Genomic DNA, 17,014 nt, shown 5'->3' on the forward strand with positions numbered 1-17,014 from the left:
CACGGGATCTCGGCGAACGTGATTGCGCTGCTCCGCAGAGCTACTCTTCGTCGAGCCAGGTCGTCAGGTGCCGGCATACCAGGGCACAGATAATCCCGGGGGTCGTGAATGCCAGGATCAGCGGGAGTGGATTCTCCCGGGATCCATGGACCAGCCAGGCGACGAAGGGGATGGAAAACAGTGTGGCGAAGGCGGCTCCCGCGGCGCCCCAGACGATGGGCGACCGGGATTCCGGTGCGCGCCAACCCAGCCAGGACATGACTGCGGCGCCGAAGAAGATGGGGAGGCCGGCGATGAAAAAGCCAATCGGCACCGATGCGGCCAACACCAGCATGACGAAGCCGATTTGGCGGCCATCGATGTCGAGAAGCTCTTCCGGATACTGGACCACGATCCCGACGATGATGGACAGCAGGAGCAGCGGACCGGCCAGCAACGACGCGGCGGCAGTGCTGGCGAGGATTGAGGAAGTGCTGCGCATGCGAGCTGGCTACCATGTCGCTCGCGCGGGGCCGATAGCGGCGGGCGATCTGCACCGTAAATCCACGCAAGGCTCATCGGAAATTCGGAAGAGCTGGCACGTGAGGCTGAAGTCAGCCAGCCGCCTTCTCCTCCTGCGCCAACTCCGCACAGAATTCTTATGCGACGCTCAATTCGTGGCGGTCGTCGAGGCTTGCGAATGGCTGGTCTATGGCACTGTCGTAAAATAACATCACGAAAGCCAGTCTTGGTTCTGGAGAGCGAAGCGGCACGACGCGGTGCTCGATCGAGCCAGGGAAGCAGATGAACGCACCTGCGCGGGGGTGGATTTGCGCAATCGGACACCCCGGGTGGCGAAACTCCAGTTCGCCCCCGGAGCCCACAGGCACTGCGGCATAGAACACGCCGGTCACTGCGTTCGCGTCGGTATGCCAATCGGTCTCCGCGCCAATGCCCTCCAATATATTCAGGGTAATCGCCGAACTGATTCGATTGGCTGGATAAACCGGGCGACCGAAACGATCAGCGACGAAGGCCCGGATCGGGCCAAGATACAGACGCCAGAGCCAATCGAACCGCGCACGGACGTCTGTGCCTTCGAGGATCGAGAATTTCTCGTCGCCTGGGGCAATGTCGGCGCCGGATCGGACAATCAGGCGCTCGGGTGCGTGAGTCGCGGCATGAACCTGCACCGCCCAATCGTGCGGCAGCGCATTCTGGTCGTTGAGATCCAATACAAAATGGGGCGGCCAATTCATGGGAAGGTCTTGCGGCCAACCTTGTTCGCGCGCAACCTGAACATGGGCGGCTCATTGAGAAGCGCTTCGGGAATCGGCCGAATGACATTGAGCGTCCGACGCTGGGCGATGGCGGTCATTCCCCGTTATAAATTCAAGTTCCAGGCGCGGTCGCCTTCTCCTCCTGCGCAAGCTCCGCACAGACCCGGGCAGTGTGCTCGTCGGCGGGAAAGGTGCAGTCGATCCGGATCTCGTCGAGCGTCACGTCGTGCGGGGCGGCGAAAGTCGTGAAGGTTTCGAAGAAGCGGAGCTCGCCGCGCGGGCTGGCGAAGGTGAAGGTGATGATCGGCGCGGGCTCCTCGCCGAGATCGCGCAGCCGCCAGCGCTGCGGCACGCCGGGATATTGGAAGATCTCGTCGAGCAGCTGCCGGGTCCGGCGATCGGTCGGGTTGGCGGCGAGATCGTCGTGCAGGTGACGGATGAAGCGGCCGGCCACCTCGGGCCAGTTGACGATGACCGAGCGGAAATCCGCCGGGTCGAACAGCTGGTGGAGCAGATTGGCGTGCGGGCTCTGGCGTCCGCCGGTCAGCAGAGTGTTGAGGCGGACTGCCGCGGCATTGGTCATCAGCACGTCCCAGTGCCGGCTGATCACGAAAGCGGGGTAGGGCTCCTGATGCGCGATGATCAACTCGACTGCCTGGCGGACCCGGTCGAGCGCCGGCGCGGCGAGATCGCGTTCGGGATGCATTGCCGCATAGCCCGCCGCCCGGAGCAGGACATTGCGCTCGCGCAGCGGCATGGCGAGCGTATCGGCGAGCCGCGAGATCGTCTCGCGGCTGGCCTTGGCCTTGCCGGTTTCGATGCAGCTCAGATGCCGGGTCGAGATGCCCGCCTCCAGCGAGAGATCGAGCTGGCTCATCCGCCGCGCCGCACGCCATTCGCGCAGCAGCATGCCGATTGGCGGATAGGCATCTTCTGCGGTTGCACGTGTTGCCATGGCGACTCCTTCGGTTCCGACCACATGAATAGCCGGGTTCAAGGCGCGCTACACGGGTTCTTCGCCGGGTCAGTGTTGCCACTGGACCCGGCGACGGCAGATCAGGGCGCAGCACGCTCCGGTGAACGTGAAGGCGATGAGCGTGGAGTGCGTGTCGGGCGATCCGGCACCGAAGGCGATGATGGGCACGGCACAGGCGATGGCGCCCGACAACGCCCATATCACCGGCAGCCGCGCCGCCTCGTTGCGGTCCCCGAGCCAGGTCATGAGCTTTGCACCGAGCAGGTTGGGGACGAGGCCCAGGATCGCGCCGACCAAGGCGGCGAGCGGCATGAACAACGGAACCCATATGATCATGGAACCGGTCAGCTCGACCCCGAACCCGTTGGCCGGATTGTCGGCCCAGAGTCCGAAAAGGGTGCCCAACAGGAAGAGCGGCCCGGCAGCGAAGCTTGCTTGTGTGGCGCTGGACCAGTTGATCGGCGTACCCGCCATCGTCCGTTCCTTCTGTCCTGGGTTCATGCGACGGCCGCCCGGCGGCCGTCGTCGAGCCAGCCATTCACCTTGCGGCCGAACTGCGCGATCGCGCCCATGTTGAAGAAGTGCATCGCGCCCAGCACGATCACCGCGAGGCCGACCTTGCCGCTGAGAAAACGCATTGCGCCAGTGATGGTGGTCGGTTCCTGGCCGAGGCTGAGGGTCAGGGTGATGAAGCCGATATTGACGAGGTAGAAGCCGACCACGAGCAGATGGTTGGTCGAGCGCGCCAGCGTTTCGTTCTGGCCGAAGCACTGGATGAGGAACACGACGCCGTTCTTCGACAGGGTGCGGGCCACCCAGATGGTGATGCCCAGCGTGATCGCGAGATAGAGGATGTAGACGATCTCGACCATGATAATTTCCTTTCTTCCTGTAATTTGAGAAATGGGTGGGCGTGGTTTGGGCTATCTTGAGGGTCTGTGCCTTCGCCCTCTCCAGGGGGAGAGGATATGGAGACTTGAGAGCGTAGCGATCCAGTCGAAGTTGGTGCGGGGCTCCGGGAGCTATCGATGGCTCCCGGAGCCCCTCTCCAACTTCAGTTAGGCAGCAAGCTGCCAAGCTTTCGTATCAGTTTTGCCTGCAGTCAGGTCGAAATGCCCCCCGGGCATTTCTCAACATGCCGGGGGCATGATTGACCTGACTGCAGGCAAAACTCCCACTGGAGAGGAAAGAATGGCCAGGTGCTTTTCACTTTAATCCGCCTTGGCCTTGGCGCCCGGGATGAAACGAGCGACCTTGCTGCCGAGCTTCATCAAGGTAACGAGCGTCGGCTTGGGCAAAGTGCGGACCTGGTCGTACCAGCCTCCGAGCGTCGAGATGAATTCATGCATGCGCGTCACACGCTCGCGGACATAGGCGGGCGCGGCCTTGTCGTTCTTCATCCGCTCGGACAGTTCGGCGAGCAGCGCGAGGGTGGGATCGATCTCGCGGCGCTTGCGCTCGGCGGTGATGCGCATCAGCATTTCCCACAGATCGGTTTCCGCCACGAAATGGTCGCGCCGGTCGCCCTCGACATGGACGCGGCGGACGATGCCATAGCCCTGGAGTTCCTTCAGGCCGGTCGAGACGTTAGACCGGGCAAGGCCGAGCGCCTCGACGATCGCCTCGGCATCGATCGGCCGGTCGGAGAGATAGAGCAGGGCGTGGATCTGCGCGACCGACCGGTTGACGCCCCATTGCGTGCCCATCTCCCCCCAATGGAGGATGAAGGCCTTGACGTCGGGATGATCGGTGAGGGTCATGTGTTTCTCTTTTTCTGTAAAAACAGAAATACGAGATATTGGTGGCGCCGTCAATGACTCAGCCAGCCGTGATGCGACGAACCCTTACTTCTCTCGCAGGCGTTGTATAATAGAGGGGAAGCTCGCCATCGCAGGCAACCTCTTTTCGCCCCACCAGTTCGCGAAGACGCCAATGCATCAGCGCATCGCAGGGGTTGAGGCCGAAATCCCAGGCCTCGACAATGGCGTCGCCTATGACGCGTCTCCATTTTGTCCATTCGTTCGAACAACGCGAAAGGAGGAAACGATCGAAATAATCGTCTGGAGCGCTATTGAGCACGCCGTCTTCCACTACGCGAACAAGCGTATCTTCGGCCATCAGGGTCTTCCACCGATCTACGGGAAAGCGCGCTTTACCCAGCGCCACCCGGGGACACCCATCCAGAAGTTCGCCGATTGCCTCCGGCTGGAGTCCGCCGAGACTATCGGGTGGCTCGCCGCGCCATGCATCATGAAGCGGATAGTCGGCCACGATCATCCGCGCGTCGGCTGCGCCGAACTGCGCCAGAAACCAGTATAATCCTGATTGATCTGCTGCCGAGCGGGGTGCGATCCAGATCAGTCGGTCGGCATCGGCGGCAAGTTTTCTCCGGAATTCGGCGACGTGTTCGGCGATCCAGTTCCACCCGACGTTACTGCTCGGGATGTGATGATCGAACCAGGCCTCTCGATCCTCGAAATTGCCGCTCGAGATCGGTCCCCAGTCGAGCACGTCCGTCAGATCGACGACCTTTTGCCGAACACCTCGATCAGACAAAACTTGCCGCAGCGTGCCCGCCGCTGACGAATTGAAGAGAACATGGATCATCTGGTCGTGTCCCGGCACCCGATCCGAACTGATACGCTCGATTTCCTCAATCGGGCCTTAAGGGCGGAAAGCCGATCGCTGCCCTGCGTTGTACCGCGACCAACACGGGAGAGGAGTACAGCATGCTCGATCATATCGGTTTGGCGGTGACGGATTTTGCCAGGTCGCGGGCCTTTTACGAAGCCGCGCTGGCGCCGCTCGGCATCACCGTGCTGGAGGTCATAGACGAGAACGAGGCCGGCGGCACCGCGGTGATGATGGGCGACAGCGAGCCTTTCTTCGTCTTCGCCGACAATGAGCAGCCGGGCGAGGGCACGCATGTCGCGTTCCGGGCTTCGTCGCGGGCGCAGGTCGATGGATTTTACGAAGCGGCGATGGCGGCAGGCGGCAAGGACAATGGCGCGCCGGGCATCAGGGCGCAGTATCATCCGAATTATTATGCGGCGTTCGTGTTTGACCCGGACGGGATCAATGTCGAGGCGGTCTGCCATCTGCCCGGATGAGGCGGACGGATTGCGCGATGCTTCGCGGGGCGCAATACCGTTGCGATGACCGAGACCAAAACACCGCCATTCCCCAACTTCTGGCTCTTTCCGGCCGCGATCCTCGCGGGTGTGACCTTCTGGGTGGCCAGCCATATGGGGCTGTCCGGCGCTCTTTTCGTTGCGTGGAAGGGCATGTGCGTCGGGTTGCTGACGCTCTGCGCAGCGCTTGCCGCGCGCGACCGCAATGGCTGGCTGCTCACGGCGCTGCTGGCGCTGGGTACGTTGGGCGATGTGGTGCTGGAAACCTCCGGCATCGTGATCGGCGGGGTGGCTTTCCTGGCGGGGCATCTGGTCTCGATCCTGCTCTATCTGTCGAATCGCCGGAACGAGGGCGGAGCGGTGGCGATCGTGATTGCCCTGGTGGTTCCCGCCATCGCTTTCGTCCTCACCCACGATATCGGCGCGACCTTCTATGCCGTCGGGCTGGGCAGCATGGCGGGCGCTGCCTGGTACAGCCGGTTCCCGCGGACGCTCGTCGCCGCCGGCGCGCTGATGTTCGTCGTGTCCGACCTGTTGATCTTTGCCGAGCTCGGGCCGTTGAAGGGCTCGATCGTGACCGCCTACGCAATCTGGCCGCTCTATCTCGGCGGCCAGACGCTGATCGCGTACGGCGTGCTGAGAACCCTCGAAGCGAGGAAGCGCAATGAAGATCTTCACCATCGGCTATGAAGGCACGACGATGGCCGATTTCCTCGCCGCGCTGAAAGGCGCTGGCGTGGAACGGGTGATCGACGTGCGGGCGCTGCCGCTGTCGCGGCGGCCGGGCTTCTCCAAATCATCGCTTGCCGCGTCGTTGCTCGATGCGGGGATCGGTTATGTCCATCTGAAGGCGCTCGGCACACCCAAGCGGGGTCGGGACGCGGCGAAGAAGGGCGACCGGGCGACGCTGGAAGAGGTTTACGAGGGGCAGCTCGAACTGCCCGAAGCGCAGGCCCAGGCAGCGCAGATGCTGGATCTGGCGGCGGAGAAGCCGAGCGCGCTGCTTTGTTTCGAGCGCGATCCTTGTGTGTGCCACCGCACCTTGTTGCTGGAGGCGGTTGGGGGAGACGCGGAAGTTGTGGACCTGTTCGCCTGACCCCTGAAAGGACAAACCATGATCGACCATATGGGCATCGCCGCGTCGGACTTCGACGCTTCCCGTCGGTTCTACGAGGCAGCGCTCGCGCCGATGGGGATCGGGCTGGTGATGGAGGTGACGCCGGAAGAAAGCGGCGGCTATCATGGCATCGGCCTGGGCAAACCGGGCAAGCCCAGCTTCTGGGTCGGCAATGGCGGGCCGAAGGGGGCGGGCATCCATATCGCCTTCGCGGCCGACACTCGCGCGGAGGTCGATGCGTTCTACGAAGCGGCGATGGGCGCCGGCGGCAAGGACAATGGCGCGCCCGGCATCCGCGCGCATTACCACCCCAATTACTACGGCGCGTTCGTGCTCGATCCCGACGGGATCAATGTCGAGGCGGTCTGTCACCGGCCGGAATGATCCGGCCGTAAAGGCCCAATGCAACCCGGCTTGCCTTTCGCCGTTGCTCTGTCATGTTCCACGCACTTCGGGGGAGGAATCATGGAACCATCGACACTTGCGGCGGGCGCGCCGAACATGTTCGCGGTCGCGGGTTTTATCCTGCTGCTGTTCTGGCTGGTCCCGATCGGGATCTGCGGCATTCCCTTTTACCGAATCCTCCAGCGCGCGGGACTTCACCGCGGGCTGATCGCGCTGCTTGCGGTGCCGCTCGTGGGAATCCTGGCGATGCTCAGCGTGCTCGCTTTCTCCAACTGGCCGAACGAGCCCGAGGGGTATCGCTGATGCTGCTCATTTCCCTGGTCATCTTCGCCTATACGGCGATCTGCATGTCGCTCATTTGCCGGAAGATGGGATATTCTCCCGCAATCGGCCTGTTGACCATCGTGCCCTATCTCAACTTCCTGACCTTTCCGGCGCTGCTCTGGTTCATGGCCTTTGCGAAATGGCCGCGCTGGACCGACGACTGGGCCTGAAACGCGGATCGCGGGCCTGATAATGGGAATGTGCCGGTGGTGATTGCTCGATTGCGTGCGTTGCGGACGGCCATTCCCGGGCCCGGCTGGATGTTGCTGGCGCTGGTCTTCGGCTTTGCCGCCGGGGTGCTGATCGGCACCGGCCGGCCGGCCGTGATCGATGCGATGCGGCTGATCGGCGGACTATGGCTCGATTGCCTGCGCATGACGATCGTGCCGCTGGTCTTTGCGCTGGTGGTGACGGGGGTGGCCGATCTGGCGACGGCGGATGATGGCCCGGCGGCGCGAATCGGCGCGCGCTTGCCGCTGGTGCTCGCGGGGTTCCTGCTGTTGTCCGCAGTGGTAGCCGCGTTGCTGGTACCGCCGCTGCTGGCGTTGTTCCCGATATCAGCCGAGACCGTGGCGGGGCTGCGCGCCAATTTTCCCGCGAGCGCGCCGCCGGCGATCCCGTCGACCGCCGAGGCGATCAGCGCGATGGTGCCGGTGAATGTCATCGCCTCCGCCGCGCAAGGCGCGATCGTGCCTTTGGTCGTGTTCGCACTGGTGCTCGGGCTTGCCTTGAGCCGGGTGGAGCGCGGGCGGGCGAAGGCGACGCTCGAGCCGTTCCGCGGGCTTGGCGATGCGATGATCGTCGTGGTCGGGTGGGTGCTGCGCGTGGCGCCGATCGGCATCTTCGCGCTCGCGCTCGCGATCGGCGCAACGGCAGGGGTCGGCGCGGCGCTGGCGCTCGGGCATTATATCCTGGTCCAGATCGTGCTGGCGCTGGTGCTGGCGGCGATCTGTTATGGCCTGGCGCGCTGGCCGGGTGGCGTGCCCTTGTGGCGCTTTGCCCGCGCGGTTGCGCCCGCCCAGGCCGTCGCGGCGGGCACGCAATCCTCGATCGCGACCTTGCCGGCGATGCTGGTCAGTGCCGAGCGGGTCGGCATCAGCGACCGCGACGCCGGCGTGATCCTGCCGCTGGCGGTGGCGGTGTTCAAGGTGACCGCGCCGTCCGGGTCGTTGCTGTTCGGACTGGCGATGGCGTGGATGGTCGGGGTGGACGTGCCCCTGGCCAAGATCCTGATCGCGATCCCGCTGGCGGTGCTGTCGACTTTGGTCGTGATCGGCATGCCGGGCGCGGTCAGCTTCTTTGCGGCGGCGACGCCGACGGCGCTTGCCCTGGGCGCACCGCTGGAGCTGCTGCCGATCCTGTTGGCGGTCGACACCATCCCGGACATGTTCCGGACGGTGGCAAACGTGACGGCGGATGTGGCGGTGGCGGCGATCGTCGCGCCGCCGGGTGAGGATTAGAGTCGCCCGGGCAGGGGGCCGCGGCAATCCAGCCGGTCTTCGCCGGAGGCGATCCGGTAAAGCTCGTCCGCTTCCCGCAAATTGACGATCCGGTTGCCGAGGAAACCGACGATCCAGAACTCCCGTCGCGGTTCGAAATGCGGGTCGGGTTCGAAAATGGGCATCAACAGGCCGTCATCGCCCATATACCGTTCGAGCTCCCATCGGTCGCGTTCGATCGTCGCGACATAGAAAGCGGACGTCTTGTCTTGCCGGTCGTCGATGCGGCGCAACGATTCGAGGCGCATCGGATGCTGGTCGGGCTTGCCATTATGCGTGCGCAGGCTGGCGGCCAGCGCCTCCCATTCTTCCCATTGCACCGACCCCAGTTCGTCGGTCGAGACCTGGACCCCGACCAGCAGGCCGCCGAGCTGAGGGCGCTTGGCGGTCGCGAGTCCCTGGAGCAGGTTCGCCAGCGCGCTGCAGGCAAAGGCGGGCTGGTGCGGCCGGATGGCGGCGACCGAAGTCGCGCTGGCGGGCACGGCGAAAGCGAGCGAGAGACTGATGAGCCGCAAGATCATGCGGCAAACATGCGCTGACTTCGGGTGGTGCGCAATGGACGGGCCGCGCTTGGGGATCAGCCCGTAACGGGCAGCTTCACCTTGCCCTGATCGTCGCGTTCGATCGGACCATAGGCGAGCACCGTTTCGAGCAGCAGCGGGCCGTAGATGTGCGGGAAAAGCTGGCCGCCGCGTGACGGCTCCCATTTCAGCGTGTCGCCCTGCGCCGCGAGGTCGACCGCGGCGATGTGGAGATCGGCCCGGCCGGCGAAATGCTTGTCGACCGTTTCGTCGAGCTGCTGCGCGGTGGAGAGGTGGATATAGCCGTCGGCCAGGTCGATCGGCGCACCGGCGAAGCTGCCGGTTTCGAGCAGCGCCATCTGGTCGGCTGTCAGGACCTTGTACGCCGTCAGTGCCGTCATGCGATTCCCTTTGCAAAGCTAACCGGATTTGTAAGTCACCCGACGAACCGCGCAACGCTATGTTCCTTTTCACGGTGAACGGGCCGGAAAGAGGGAGATGCGGGATGCGGGGGTTGATCGCCATGCTTGGCCTGCTGGTCGGCGCGCTGGCGCTGCCGTCCGCGCTCGCGGCGGAGAAGCTGCCCTCGCGCTACGACGAGCGGCGCGACTCCTTCCTGTTCAACGGCAAGCAGAACATGCCCTACAAATTATGGGGCGTGACGATCAAATGGCACCGCGACTGCATGGCGGGCAAGGCGGCCGACTGCGTGCGGCTGGCCCAGGCGTTCGAGAAGGGGTCGGGCGAGATGGCGCCCGATATGCGCGTATCGATCGCTTATTGGATGAAGTCGTGCGAGATGGGCGTGGCTTCCGCCTGTACCCGCGCCGCGACGATCTTCCGCGACGGCAGCGCGACTTTCGTCAATCTCGATCTGGCGCAGAAGATGGCGGATCGCGGCTGCATCGCCCTGAAGGATCAGGGCGCGTGCGCTGCTTTGGCCGAGAGCATGGCGAGCGCGGGCAAGGCGGACGGGCGATCGGCGCAGTTGATCGATACCGCCTGCGCCTCCGGGGCTGACGACGGGTGCCGGTTGAAGGCGAATGCGCTGTTCTATGAGCGGAAGGATGCCGCCGCGAGGGCGGAAGCGCTGCCGATGTTCGACAAGGCCTGCACCGCGAAGCGCGCCTGGGGGTGCATGGGGCTGGCCGATGCCTATCGCGAGGGCTGGGGCGTGGCGAAGGATGCGGTGCGGTCGGTGGGTTATGCGCGGACCGGCTGTACGCAGGGGCAGGGCGACCGGCTGCGGTTGTGTACGCTCTACGGGATCAGCCTGGCGCGGCCCGGCGACAAGGCGTCGCTCAACAAGGGCGAGGATTATCTCGATGCGTCGTGCAACGCCGGGGATGGGATGGCCTGCAATCATCTCGGGCGGATCGGCCTGTCCGTGGTGTCCGGGGCGACGACGACGATGGAGGAGGGGCTCTATTATCTCCGCCGCGGCTGCGACCTGAATTACGGGCCGGCCTGCAGCTATTTGTCGGTCGCCTATAGCAGCGGGATCGTCGTCAATCCGGACAACGCCGTCGCCTTCTCGCTGAACGACAAGGCCTGCCGGCTTGGCGATGGCGAGGGCTGCACCCTGGCCAAGGGGCTGCTCGCCGGGGATTCGGGGATGCGCTCGCGCATTCCGCCGATCGATCCGTCGCTGCCCGTCGCCGACCAGCTTCGCCTCGCCAAGGCGGCGGTCGATGGTGGCGACAAGACGGTCGGGGTCAATGCCGTCATCCGGCTGATGCAGGAGGGCAATGAGGACGCGCAGTGGATGCTCGGCGGCTGGCTCTATTACGGGCTGCCGGGCATGTTCGACCTGTCGCGGCAGAAGGACGGGCTGATCCTGTTCGAGAATGCCGCGCGCGTCGGCCATGTCGAGGCCGCCATCTATATGGGCATGGCCTATTGGTATGGCGACGGCATCGCCGAGGACCGCGCCAAGGGCGAGAAATACATGCTGATCGCGGCGACGCGCGGCAGCGAGATGGCGGGTGCGATCTACCGGTCGATGCGGCTCGAGCCAGTGCGGCAGGAGAATGCCCGGCGCGCCAAGGCGATGGAGGAGGCGATGCGCACGCGCCGCGCCACCTGGGCCGATGCGATGGCCAACTGGAAGCCGAGCTGGTCGGCGCCGTCCACCACGTACAGCCCGTCCTCCACCAACAGCGTCGCGTCGATCATCGACAACAGCAACTGGAACCAACGGATCAATTACCTGTCGGGCTCGACCACGGCCTGCCCGGCTTCGAACCATTATTGCTGAACCAAGGCTCGAACAGGGGATGACGGACATGAAGAACAGGATTTTGACGGCGACCGGCACGCTCGGCGCCCTTGCGCTTGCCCTGGCGCTCGCGCCGGTCAACGCCGGGCAGGGTATCCAGTACCGGTTCACGCCGGGATCCGGGAATGGCGGCTGCTGGGTGGATTTCCCCGGGCCGAACCTGCCGGGCAGCGACACGCCGACTCAGGTCCGCTTCAGCGTCCGCGTGCGCGACGGGAATTTCGGGGCGAGCATCCTCGTCAATGGCTGGCCCAAGGCGCAGGAAATGGCGTCATCGGAAGCCAATTTCCCGATGACGGTGACGTTCGACACGGGGAAGACCACGACTTCCCGGTCGGGCGGCTACGAGAGCGGGTTCAACGACAGCGCCTGGGCCGGGTGGGGAGCAGGTCCTGCGTCCGATGCTGCCCTGGCGATGCTGAAGGACGCGAAGACCGCACGGATCAAGTTCGACGGCAAGGATTTCGGCGCAGTCGATTTCCAGATGAAGGGCCTGGCCCACGCAGCGATCATCGACTGCGTGGAGAAGACCAAGGCTGGGGCGTAACTCCAATTCCACTCCCGTAAACGGGAGGGGAGGTAGTTTTACGCTTCGCTGTCGGGAGCGGAATCCTCGCCGCCATCGGCGAGATCCTCGCTCGTGTCGCCATCAGGCGTGGGCGCGCCGGCGACCGGGCCGTCGGACAGGTCGATCTCGGCCTCTTCCTCGGTTTCCTCGATGCGGGCGGCGGAGACGACATGCTCGTTCTTGCCGACATCGAACAGCTTCACGCCGGCCGAGCCGCGGCCGATGACACGCAGGTCGCCGAGCGACATGCGGATCAGCTTGGCCTGATCGGTCACCAGCATCAGCTGATGGCCCTTCGACGCCGGGAAGCTGGCGACCACCGGGCCGTTGCGGGCGATATTGTCGATATTGGTGATGCCCTGGCCGCCGCGATTGGTGCGGCGATATTCATAGGCGCTCGATAGCTTGCCGTATCCGTTGGAGCAGACCGTCAGGATGAACTGCTCGCGCGCCGCCAACTCCTCGAAGCGCGCCTGCTCCATGTCGGGCTCGCCTTCCTTTTCCGGCTTCCAGGGCGCGAAGCGGAGATAGGCCTCGCGCTCCTCCTGGCTGGTGCCGACGCGGTGCAGCACCGACAGCGACATCACTTCGTCGCCGTCCTTCAGGGTCATGCCGCGCACACCGGTCGAGGTGCGGCTCTGGAACTCGCGCACATCGTCGCCGGCGAAGCGGATCGCCTTGCCCTGCCGGGTGGCGAGCAGGACGTCGTCCTCTTCGGTGAGCAGCGCGACGCCGATCAGCCGGTCGTCGCTCTCGTCATCGAAGCGCATCGCGATCTTGCCGTTGGTGGGCACGTTGGTGAACGCATCCATCGAGTTGCGGCGGACCGTGCCCTTGGCAGTCGCGAACATGACATGGAGCTTGCCCCATTCCGCCTCGTCCTCGGGCAGCGCGAGCACGGTCGAGATCGTCTCGCCCTCGGCCAGCGGGAGCAGGTTGATCATCGGCCGGCCGCGGGTGGCGGCGCCGCCCTCGGGCAGGCGCCAGACCTTCATGCGATAGACTTTCCCCGCGGTCGAGAAGAACAGCACCGGGGTGTGGGTGCTCGTCACGAACAATTCGGTGACGATATCCTCTTCCTTGGTCGCCATGCCGGCGCGGCCCTTGCCGCCGCGGCGCTGCGCGCGGAAGGTGTCGAGCGTGGTGCGCTTGATGTACCCCTGCATGGTCACGGTCACGACCATGTCCTCGCGCTCGATCAAATCCTCGTCGTCGATGCCATCGGCGGCGGCGGCGATCTCGGTCTTGCGCGGGGTGGCGAAGGCGAGGCGCACGGCGGCAAGCTCGTCCTTCATCACGCCGTAGAGTTTCGCCCGGTCGCCGAGGATCGAGAGCAGTTCGGTGATCGATTCGGCGAGCGTCTTGAGCTCTTCGCCGATCTCGTCGCGGCCGAGCGCGGTGAGGCGGTGCAGGCGCAGGTCGAGGATAGCGCGGACCTGGATGTCGGACAGGCGATAGACGTCGCCCTCGATCTCCTTTTCGACGGCTTCGACCAGCTTGATGTACGGCGCGATCTCGGCGATCGGCCATTCGCGCGCCATCAGCGCGGCGCGGGCGACGGGCGGGCTGGACGAGCCGCGGATGATCTTCACCATCTCGTCGAGATTGGTGGTCGCGACCACCAGGCCGAGCAAGATGTGCGCGCGCTCGCGTGCCTTGGCCAGCTCGAACTTCGAGCGGCGGGTGATGACCTCTTCGCGGAACTTGACGAAGGCCTCGATGATGTCGCGCAGGTTGAGCGTTTCGGGCCGGCCGCCACGGATGGCGAGCATGTTGGCCGGGAAGCTCGACTGCGCGGGCGTGTGGCGCCAGAGTTGGTTGAGCACGACTTCGGCAGTCGCGTCGCGCTTCAGGTCGATGACGATCCGCACGCCGTGACGGTTCGATTCGTCGCGGATGTCCGAAATGCCCTCGATCCGCTTGTCCTTGGCGGCCTCGGCGATCTTCTCGACCAGGGCGTTCTTGCCGGTCTGGTAGGGAATCTCGGTGAGCACGATCGAACGCTTGTCGCCTCGCCCTTCCTCGACGATGTGGCGCGAGCGCACCATGATCGAGCCGCGGCCCTCATGATAGGCGCCCTTGCAGCCGGCGCGGCCGAGGATGATGCCGCCGGTCGGGAAATCCGGACCGGGCACGATTTCCATCAGTTCGTCGATCGTGATCGCATCGCCGCCGTCGAGCGAGCGCTCGATATAGGCAAGGCAGGCATCGACCACTTCGCCGAGATTGTGCGGCGGGATGTTGGTCGCCATGCCGACCGCGATGCCGCCGGCGCCGTTGACCAGGATGTTGGGGAAGCGTGCCGGGAGCACGGTCGGCTCTTCGCGCGAGCCGTCATAGTTGGGCGCGAAATCGACCGTGTCCTTCTCGATATCCTCGAGCAGGGCCATCGCCGCCTTGGTCAGCCGCGCTTCGGTGTAGCGCATCGACGCGGGCATATCCGGATCCATCGATCCGAAATTGCCCTGGCCGTCCATCAGCATTACCCGCATCGCCCAATCCTGGGCGAGGCGGGCGAGCGCCATGTAGATCGAGCTGTCGCCGTGCGGATGGTAATTGCCCATCACGTCGCCGACGATCTTGGCGCATTTGCGATACGGCCGGCCGGGGACGAAGCCGCCTTCCTGGCTGGCGAAGAGAATGCGGCGATGCACCGGTTTCAGCCCGTCGCGCACGTCCGGCAGCGCACGGCTGACGATCACGCTCATCGCGTAATCGAGATAGCTCGAGCGCATCTCGTCGACGATCGAGATCGGTGAAATATCGGAAGGGTCGGCGAGGAGTGTCTCGTCGGTCAAGTTTTCGAATCTTTCGGAAAGTTTATGTGTCTGTTGGATGACGGTTCTAGCGGGGCCGGCCGCATTTGTCACGCGCGTGCATGACACGCGTGCGCGCGTACGCACGCGTGAGAGCGCTCAAATCCTACTTGCACAGTGGGAGTTTGTGAGGCCTATTGTCGCGGCTCAGGGGAGAGGGCCGATGCGCACCTGTGGACCGATCGTCGCCATGTTGTTGCTGTCGTTGGCGGGGTGCTCGCCAGCGCCTTTCACCATTGCTGCGACGATCGTGGGACGCGACCTCGTTTTCAGCAGCAAGGGCAAGGGGTCCTGGCCGTTCAGGAAAAAGGACAATATCGAAACGGCACGCGAGATCGAGGTTCGCGAGGGCGAGCAACTGGTGTGGCGGATCGAGCAGGCGCTGGACAGCCCCGGCTGCGCGAACCCCGAACCCCTGCATTTTCCCCTGACCTTCAACCGCACGCCCCGCTGCTACCGCGTGATCATGCCGTCGCGCGGAATCCAGCACGGGATCGTCTATACGGTGGAGAGCGAGGGTTCGAGCGGTGTGGGCAGGGGCTGGGGACAGTTCCGGATCCGGGACAGCGCGGAGAATCTTTGAAAAGGATCAGGGCGCGACCTCGGCGCCGTCCCAGGCGAAGTGCTTGCCGGTGTCGGGTGCCTTGAGGCTGTCGATCACGTCGAGCAGCTGAACCGCCGCGCGCGATGGGTCGAACAGGGTACCCGGCGCGGCATTGCCGCGGAACGGGCGCGACAAATCCGTGTCGACGGTGCCCGGGTGCAGCGCGACGACGATCGAACGATCGTTGCGGCGCTTTTCCTCGATGGCGAGCGTGCGGACCATCATGTTGAGCGCCGCCTTGGAGGCGCGATAGCCGTACCAGCCGCCGAGCTTGTTGTCGGCGATGCTGCCGATCCGGGCCGACAGGACCGCAAACACAGTGCGGCCGGTGCGCGACATCAGCGGCAGGAAATGCTTCGCGACCAACGCCGGGCCGATCGTGTTCACTGCGAAATTGCGGGCGAGCCATGCCGGGTCCAGTTCCTGCATCGCCTTTTCCGGGCCGTTCCCGTTTTCATGCAGCAGGCCGGTTGCAACGATGACCAAGCTCGGCGCAGGTCCTTTGGCGACGATCGCCGCGGCGTCCGCGATGCTGGCTTCGTCGGTCAGATCGGTGCCGGTGCCGCTGCGCGAGAAGGCATGCACGGTATCGAACGCGCCTTCGTCCTCCAGCGCTTCGCGCAAGCCGCCACCGATGCCGCCCGATGCGCCGAAAACGACCGCGCTGCCGCTCATGCGCGGACGAATCGCCAGTGATCGGGCTCGCTCGGCGCTGCGTCGAATCGATAGCCGGCGCTGTCGAAGCCCTTCATCGATTCGGTGTCGGTGATGCGGTGCTCGCACAGCCAGCGGGCCATCATGCCGCGCGCCTTTTTCGCGTGGAAGCTGACGAAGCGGGGGCCGTCGGGGCCGGGTTCGCGGAAATCGACATGGATCACGCGCAGGCCCTGGAGCTTGTCGGCGACGGCATGGAAATATTCCTGGCTGGCGAGGTTGAGCACCACGCCCGACCCTTCCGCCGCGACATCGTCGCGCACGGCCTGGGCGATGCGATCGCCCCACCAGTCATAGAGATTCTTGCGGCGCGGCGCCCAGCGCGTGCCCATTTCGAGCCGGTAAGGCCGCATCGAATCGAGCGGGCGAAGCAGCCCGTACAGGCCGGACAGCATGCGCACATGATCCTGCGCGAAGGCCACGCCCGATTCGTCCAGGGTCCGCGCCTCGAAGCCGAGATAGACGTCGCCGGCAAAGGCGTAGAGCGCGGGGCGCTCCGGCTGGGCGTCGAAGCCGGCGAAGCGGTCGGCATTGAGCTTGGCGAGCTTCTTCGAGATGTCCATCAGCTCGGCCAGGCGCTTCTGGCTGAGATTGGCGGCCGATGCAGCGAGGGAGCTCGCCTCCGCGGCGAAACGCGGCGAGGTGGCGTCGACCGGCGGCAGAGGCCGTTCATAGTCGAGGGTCTTGGCGGGGGAGAGCAGGGCAATCACCCGCCGCGCCTAGTCGCTGGGTCGCGCGTGAGTCAAAGGCCATGGAGCGGGGGCCACGGAGCGGGCGAGGGATCCGAAGGCGTTAAAGCAGC

The 17,014-nt window shown here is 64.9% G+C and carries 23 protein-coding genes; 10 read left to right on the top strand and 13 right to left on the bottom strand.

Annotated elements, in window-relative coordinates; genetic code table 11:
- Positions 1-40: 40 nt before the first annotated feature.
- From WC729_RS13500 to WC729_RS13535, 8 genes are all read right to left on the bottom strand, one after another.
- Complete coding sequence (locus WC729_RS13500; protein WP_372853563.1) at positions 41-481, bottom strand: hypothetical protein; 441 nt, start codon at positions 479-481, stop codon at positions 41-43.
- Positions 482-638: 157 nt separating this feature from the next.
- Positions 639-1,238, bottom strand: a complete 600-nt coding sequence (locus tag WC729_RS13505; RefSeq protein ID WP_372853565.1) for a hypothetical protein — start codon at positions 1,236-1,238, stop codon at positions 639-641.
- Complete coding sequence (locus WC729_RS13510; protein WP_372853567.1) at positions 1,235-1,357, bottom strand: hypothetical protein; 123 nt, start codon at positions 1,355-1,357, stop codon at positions 1,235-1,237. Before WC729_RS13510 ends, WC729_RS13505 begins: the two co-directional genes overlap by 4 nt.
- A 14-nt stretch (positions 1,358-1,371) precedes the next feature.
- Positions 1,372-2,214: a helix-turn-helix domain-containing protein gene (locus WC729_RS13515; RefSeq protein WP_372853569.1), complete on the bottom strand. Its 843-nt coding sequence runs from the start codon at positions 2,212-2,214 to the stop codon at positions 1,372-1,374.
- 69 nt (positions 2,215-2,283) lie between these two features.
- Complete coding sequence (locus WC729_RS13520; protein WP_372853571.1) at positions 2,284-2,736, bottom strand: hypothetical protein; 453 nt, start codon at positions 2,734-2,736, stop codon at positions 2,284-2,286.
- Positions 2,733-3,107 (bottom strand): hypothetical protein, encoded by a 375-nt coding sequence (locus tag WC729_RS13525; protein ID WP_372853573.1) that lies wholly within the window; start codon positions 3,105-3,107, stop codon positions 2,733-2,735. Before WC729_RS13525 ends, WC729_RS13520 begins: the two co-directional genes overlap by 4 nt.
- A 339-nt stretch (positions 3,108-3,446) precedes the next feature.
- Positions 3,447-3,995, bottom strand: a complete 549-nt coding sequence (locus tag WC729_RS13530) for a GbsR/MarR family transcriptional regulator (RefSeq protein WP_372853575.1) — start codon at positions 3,993-3,995, stop codon at positions 3,447-3,449.
- A gap of 58 nt (positions 3,996-4,053) precedes the next feature.
- The gene (locus WC729_RS13535) at positions 4,054-4,842 is read right to left on the bottom strand and encodes a DUF3658 domain-containing protein (RefSeq protein WP_372853577.1); all 789 of its coding nucleotides are present in this window, start codon (positions 4,840-4,842) and stop codon (positions 4,054-4,056) included.
- Positions 4,843-4,964: 122 nt separating this feature from the next.
- Between WC729_RS13535 and WC729_RS13540 the strand changes: the two genes are divergently transcribed.
- From WC729_RS13540 to WC729_RS13570, 7 genes are all read left to right on the top strand, one after another.
- The gene (locus WC729_RS13540) at positions 4,965-5,345 is read left to right on the top strand and encodes a VOC family protein (protein WP_372853579.1); all 381 of its coding nucleotides are present in this window, start codon (positions 4,965-4,967) and stop codon (positions 5,343-5,345) included.
- Between the two features lie 45 nt (positions 5,346-5,390).
- Positions 5,391-6,056, top strand: a complete 666-nt coding sequence (locus WC729_RS13545) for a lysoplasmalogenase family protein (protein WP_372853581.1) — start codon at positions 5,391-5,393, stop codon at positions 6,054-6,056.
- The gene (locus WC729_RS13550; protein WP_372853583.1) at positions 6,031-6,462 is read left to right on the top strand and encodes a DUF488 family protein; all 432 of its coding nucleotides are present in this window, start codon (positions 6,031-6,033) and stop codon (positions 6,460-6,462) included. The genes WC729_RS13545 and WC729_RS13550 overlap by 26 nt, the downstream gene beginning before the upstream one ends.
- Positions 6,463-6,480: 18 nt before the next feature.
- On the top strand, positions 6,481-6,867 hold the full coding sequence (locus WC729_RS13555) for a VOC family protein (RefSeq protein WP_372853585.1): 387 nt from the start codon (positions 6,481-6,483) through the stop codon (positions 6,865-6,867).
- Positions 6,868-6,948: 81 nt separating this feature from the next.
- Positions 6,949-7,191 (top strand): hypothetical protein, encoded by a 243-nt coding sequence (locus WC729_RS13560; RefSeq protein WP_372853587.1) that lies wholly within the window; start codon positions 6,949-6,951, stop codon positions 7,189-7,191.
- A complete protein-coding gene (locus tag WC729_RS13565) occupies positions 7,191-7,382 on the top strand; it encodes a hypothetical protein (RefSeq protein ID WP_372853589.1) in 192 nt (63 codons plus the stop codon). The genes WC729_RS13560 and WC729_RS13565 overlap by 1 nt, the downstream gene beginning before the upstream one ends.
- A 36-nt stretch (positions 7,383-7,418) precedes the next feature.
- Positions 7,419-8,672, top strand: coding sequence for a dicarboxylate/amino acid:cation symporter (locus WC729_RS13570; RefSeq protein WP_372853591.1), 1,254 nt, complete (start codon positions 7,419-7,421; stop codon positions 8,670-8,672).
- Here WC729_RS13570 and WC729_RS13575 read toward each other — a convergent pair.
- Positions 8,669-9,232, bottom strand: coding sequence for a hypothetical protein (locus WC729_RS13575; protein WP_372853594.1), 564 nt, complete (start codon positions 9,230-9,232; stop codon positions 8,669-8,671). The two genes, WC729_RS13570 and WC729_RS13575, sit on opposite strands and share 4 nt — an antisense overlap.
- 56 nt (positions 9,233-9,288) lie before the next feature.
- Entirely contained in the window at positions 9,289-9,633 is a 345-nt protein-coding gene (locus WC729_RS13580; protein WP_372853596.1) for a DUF952 domain-containing protein, read from the bottom strand.
- A 104-nt stretch (positions 9,634-9,737) separates the two neighbouring features.
- On the opposite strand from WC729_RS13580, the gene WC729_RS13585 reads away from it, so the two are divergent.
- Both WC729_RS13585 and WC729_RS13590 read left to right on the top strand, forming a co-directional pair.
- Positions 9,738-11,489 carry a tetratricopeptide repeat protein gene (locus WC729_RS13585; protein ID WP_372853598.1) on the top strand — a complete coding sequence of 584 codons (1,752 nt, stop codon included), beginning with the start codon at positions 9,738-9,740 and terminating at the stop codon, positions 11,487-11,489.
- A gap of 28 nt (positions 11,490-11,517) precedes the next feature.
- Positions 11,518-12,057 carry a hypothetical protein gene (locus WC729_RS13590; RefSeq protein WP_372853600.1) on the top strand — a complete coding sequence of 180 codons (540 nt, stop codon included), beginning with the start codon at positions 11,518-11,520 and terminating at the stop codon, positions 12,055-12,057.
- Positions 12,058-12,095: 38 nt separating this feature from the next.
- Here the strand turns inward: WC729_RS13590 and gyrA are convergent, their stop codons facing one another.
- Complete coding sequence (gene gyrA, locus WC729_RS13595) at positions 12,096-14,876, bottom strand: DNA gyrase subunit A (RefSeq protein ID WP_372853602.1); 2,781 nt, start codon at positions 14,874-14,876, stop codon at positions 12,096-12,098.
- A gap of 181 nt (positions 14,877-15,057) precedes the next feature.
- On the opposite strand from gyrA, the gene WC729_RS13600 reads away from it, so the two are divergent.
- The gene (locus WC729_RS13600; protein ID WP_372853604.1) at positions 15,058-15,477 is read left to right on the top strand and encodes a hypothetical protein; all 420 of its coding nucleotides are present in this window, start codon (positions 15,058-15,060) and stop codon (positions 15,475-15,477) included.
- Between the two features lie 6 nt (positions 15,478-15,483).
- Here the strand turns inward: WC729_RS13600 and WC729_RS13605 are convergent, their stop codons facing one another.
- Both WC729_RS13605 and yaaA read right to left on the bottom strand, forming a co-directional pair.
- Positions 15,484-16,173 carry an SDR family NAD(P)-dependent oxidoreductase gene (locus WC729_RS13605; RefSeq protein ID WP_372853606.1) on the bottom strand — a complete coding sequence of 230 codons (690 nt, stop codon included), beginning with the start codon at positions 16,171-16,173 and terminating at the stop codon, positions 15,484-15,486.
- Positions 16,170-16,922, bottom strand: coding sequence for a peroxide stress protein YaaA (yaaA, locus tag WC729_RS13610; RefSeq protein WP_372853608.1), 753 nt, complete (start codon positions 16,920-16,922; stop codon positions 16,170-16,172). Before yaaA ends, WC729_RS13605 begins: the two co-directional genes overlap by 4 nt.
- Positions 16,923-17,014 lie beyond the last annotated feature (92 nt).

Origin of the sequence: Sphingomonas sp., assembly GCF_041661825.1 — a bacterium.
GTDB lineage: Bacteria > Pseudomonadota > Alphaproteobacteria > Sphingomonadales > Sphingomonadaceae > Sphingomonas.

Excerpts from the sequence above, each read along its gene's own strand:
- WC729_RS13545 (WP_372853581.1), top strand. The coding sequence starts at position 5,391 with ATGACCGAGACCAAAACACCGCCATTCCCCAACTTCTGGCTCTTTCCG.
- WC729_RS13550 (WP_372853583.1), top strand. The coding sequence starts at position 6,031 with ATGAAGATCTTCACCATCGGCTATGAAGGCACGACGATGGCCGATTTC.
- WC729_RS13525 (WP_372853573.1), bottom strand. The coding sequence starts at position 3,107 with ATGGTCGAGATCGTCTACATCCTCTATCTCGCGATCACGCTGGGCATC.
- WC729_RS13590 (WP_372853600.1), top strand. The coding sequence starts at position 11,518 with ATGAAGAACAGGATTTTGACGGCGACCGGCACGCTCGGCGCCCTTGCG.
- WC729_RS13555 (WP_372853585.1), top strand. The coding sequence starts at position 6,481 with ATGATCGACCATATGGGCATCGCCGCGTCGGACTTCGACGCTTCCCGT.
- WC729_RS13585 (WP_372853598.1), top strand. The coding sequence starts at position 9,738 with ATGCGGGGGTTGATCGCCATGCTTGGCCTGCTGGTCGGCGCGCTGGCG.
- WC729_RS13505 (WP_372853565.1), bottom strand. The coding sequence starts at position 1,238 with ATGAATTGGCCGCCCCATTTTGTATTGGATCTCAACGACCAGAATGCG.
- WC729_RS13540 (WP_372853579.1), top strand. The coding sequence starts at position 4,965 with ATGCTCGATCATATCGGTTTGGCGGTGACGGATTTTGCCAGGTCGCGG.
- WC729_RS13515 (WP_372853569.1), bottom strand. The coding sequence starts at position 2,214 with ATGGCAACACGTGCAACCGCAGAAGATGCCTATCCGCCAATCGGCATG.
- WC729_RS13580 (WP_372853596.1), bottom strand. The coding sequence starts at position 9,633 with ATGACGGCACTGACGGCGTACAAGGTCCTGACAGCCGACCAGATGGCG.
- WC729_RS13575 (WP_372853594.1), bottom strand. The coding sequence starts at position 9,232 with ATGATCTTGCGGCTCATCAGTCTCTCGCTCGCTTTCGCCGTGCCCGCC.
- WC729_RS13600 (WP_372853604.1), top strand. The coding sequence starts at position 15,058 with ATGCGCACCTGTGGACCGATCGTCGCCATGTTGTTGCTGTCGTTGGCG.
- WC729_RS13605 (WP_372853606.1), bottom strand. The coding sequence starts at position 16,173 with ATGAGCGGCAGCGCGGTCGTTTTCGGCGCATCGGGCGGCATCGGTGGC.
- WC729_RS13535 (WP_372853577.1), bottom strand. The coding sequence starts at position 4,842 with ATGATCCATGTTCTCTTCAATTCGTCAGCGGCGGGCACGCTGCGGCAA.
- WC729_RS13520 (WP_372853571.1), bottom strand. The coding sequence starts at position 2,736 with ATGAACCCAGGACAGAAGGAACGGACGATGGCGGGTACGCCGATCAAC.
- WC729_RS13565 (WP_372853589.1), top strand. The coding sequence starts at position 7,191 with ATGCTGCTCATTTCCCTGGTCATCTTCGCCTATACGGCGATCTGCATG.
- WC729_RS13510 (WP_372853567.1), bottom strand. The coding sequence starts at position 1,357 with ATGACCGCCATCGCCCAGCGTCGGACGCTCAATGTCATTCGGCCGATT.
- WC729_RS13530 (WP_372853575.1), bottom strand. The coding sequence starts at position 3,995 with ATGACCCTCACCGATCATCCCGACGTCAAGGCCTTCATCCTCCATTGG.
- WC729_RS13500 (WP_372853563.1), bottom strand. The coding sequence starts at position 481 with ATGCGCAGCACTTCCTCAATCCTCGCCAGCACTGCCGCCGCGTCGTTG.
- WC729_RS13560 (WP_372853587.1), top strand. The coding sequence starts at position 6,949 with ATGGAACCATCGACACTTGCGGCGGGCGCGCCGAACATGTTCGCGGTC.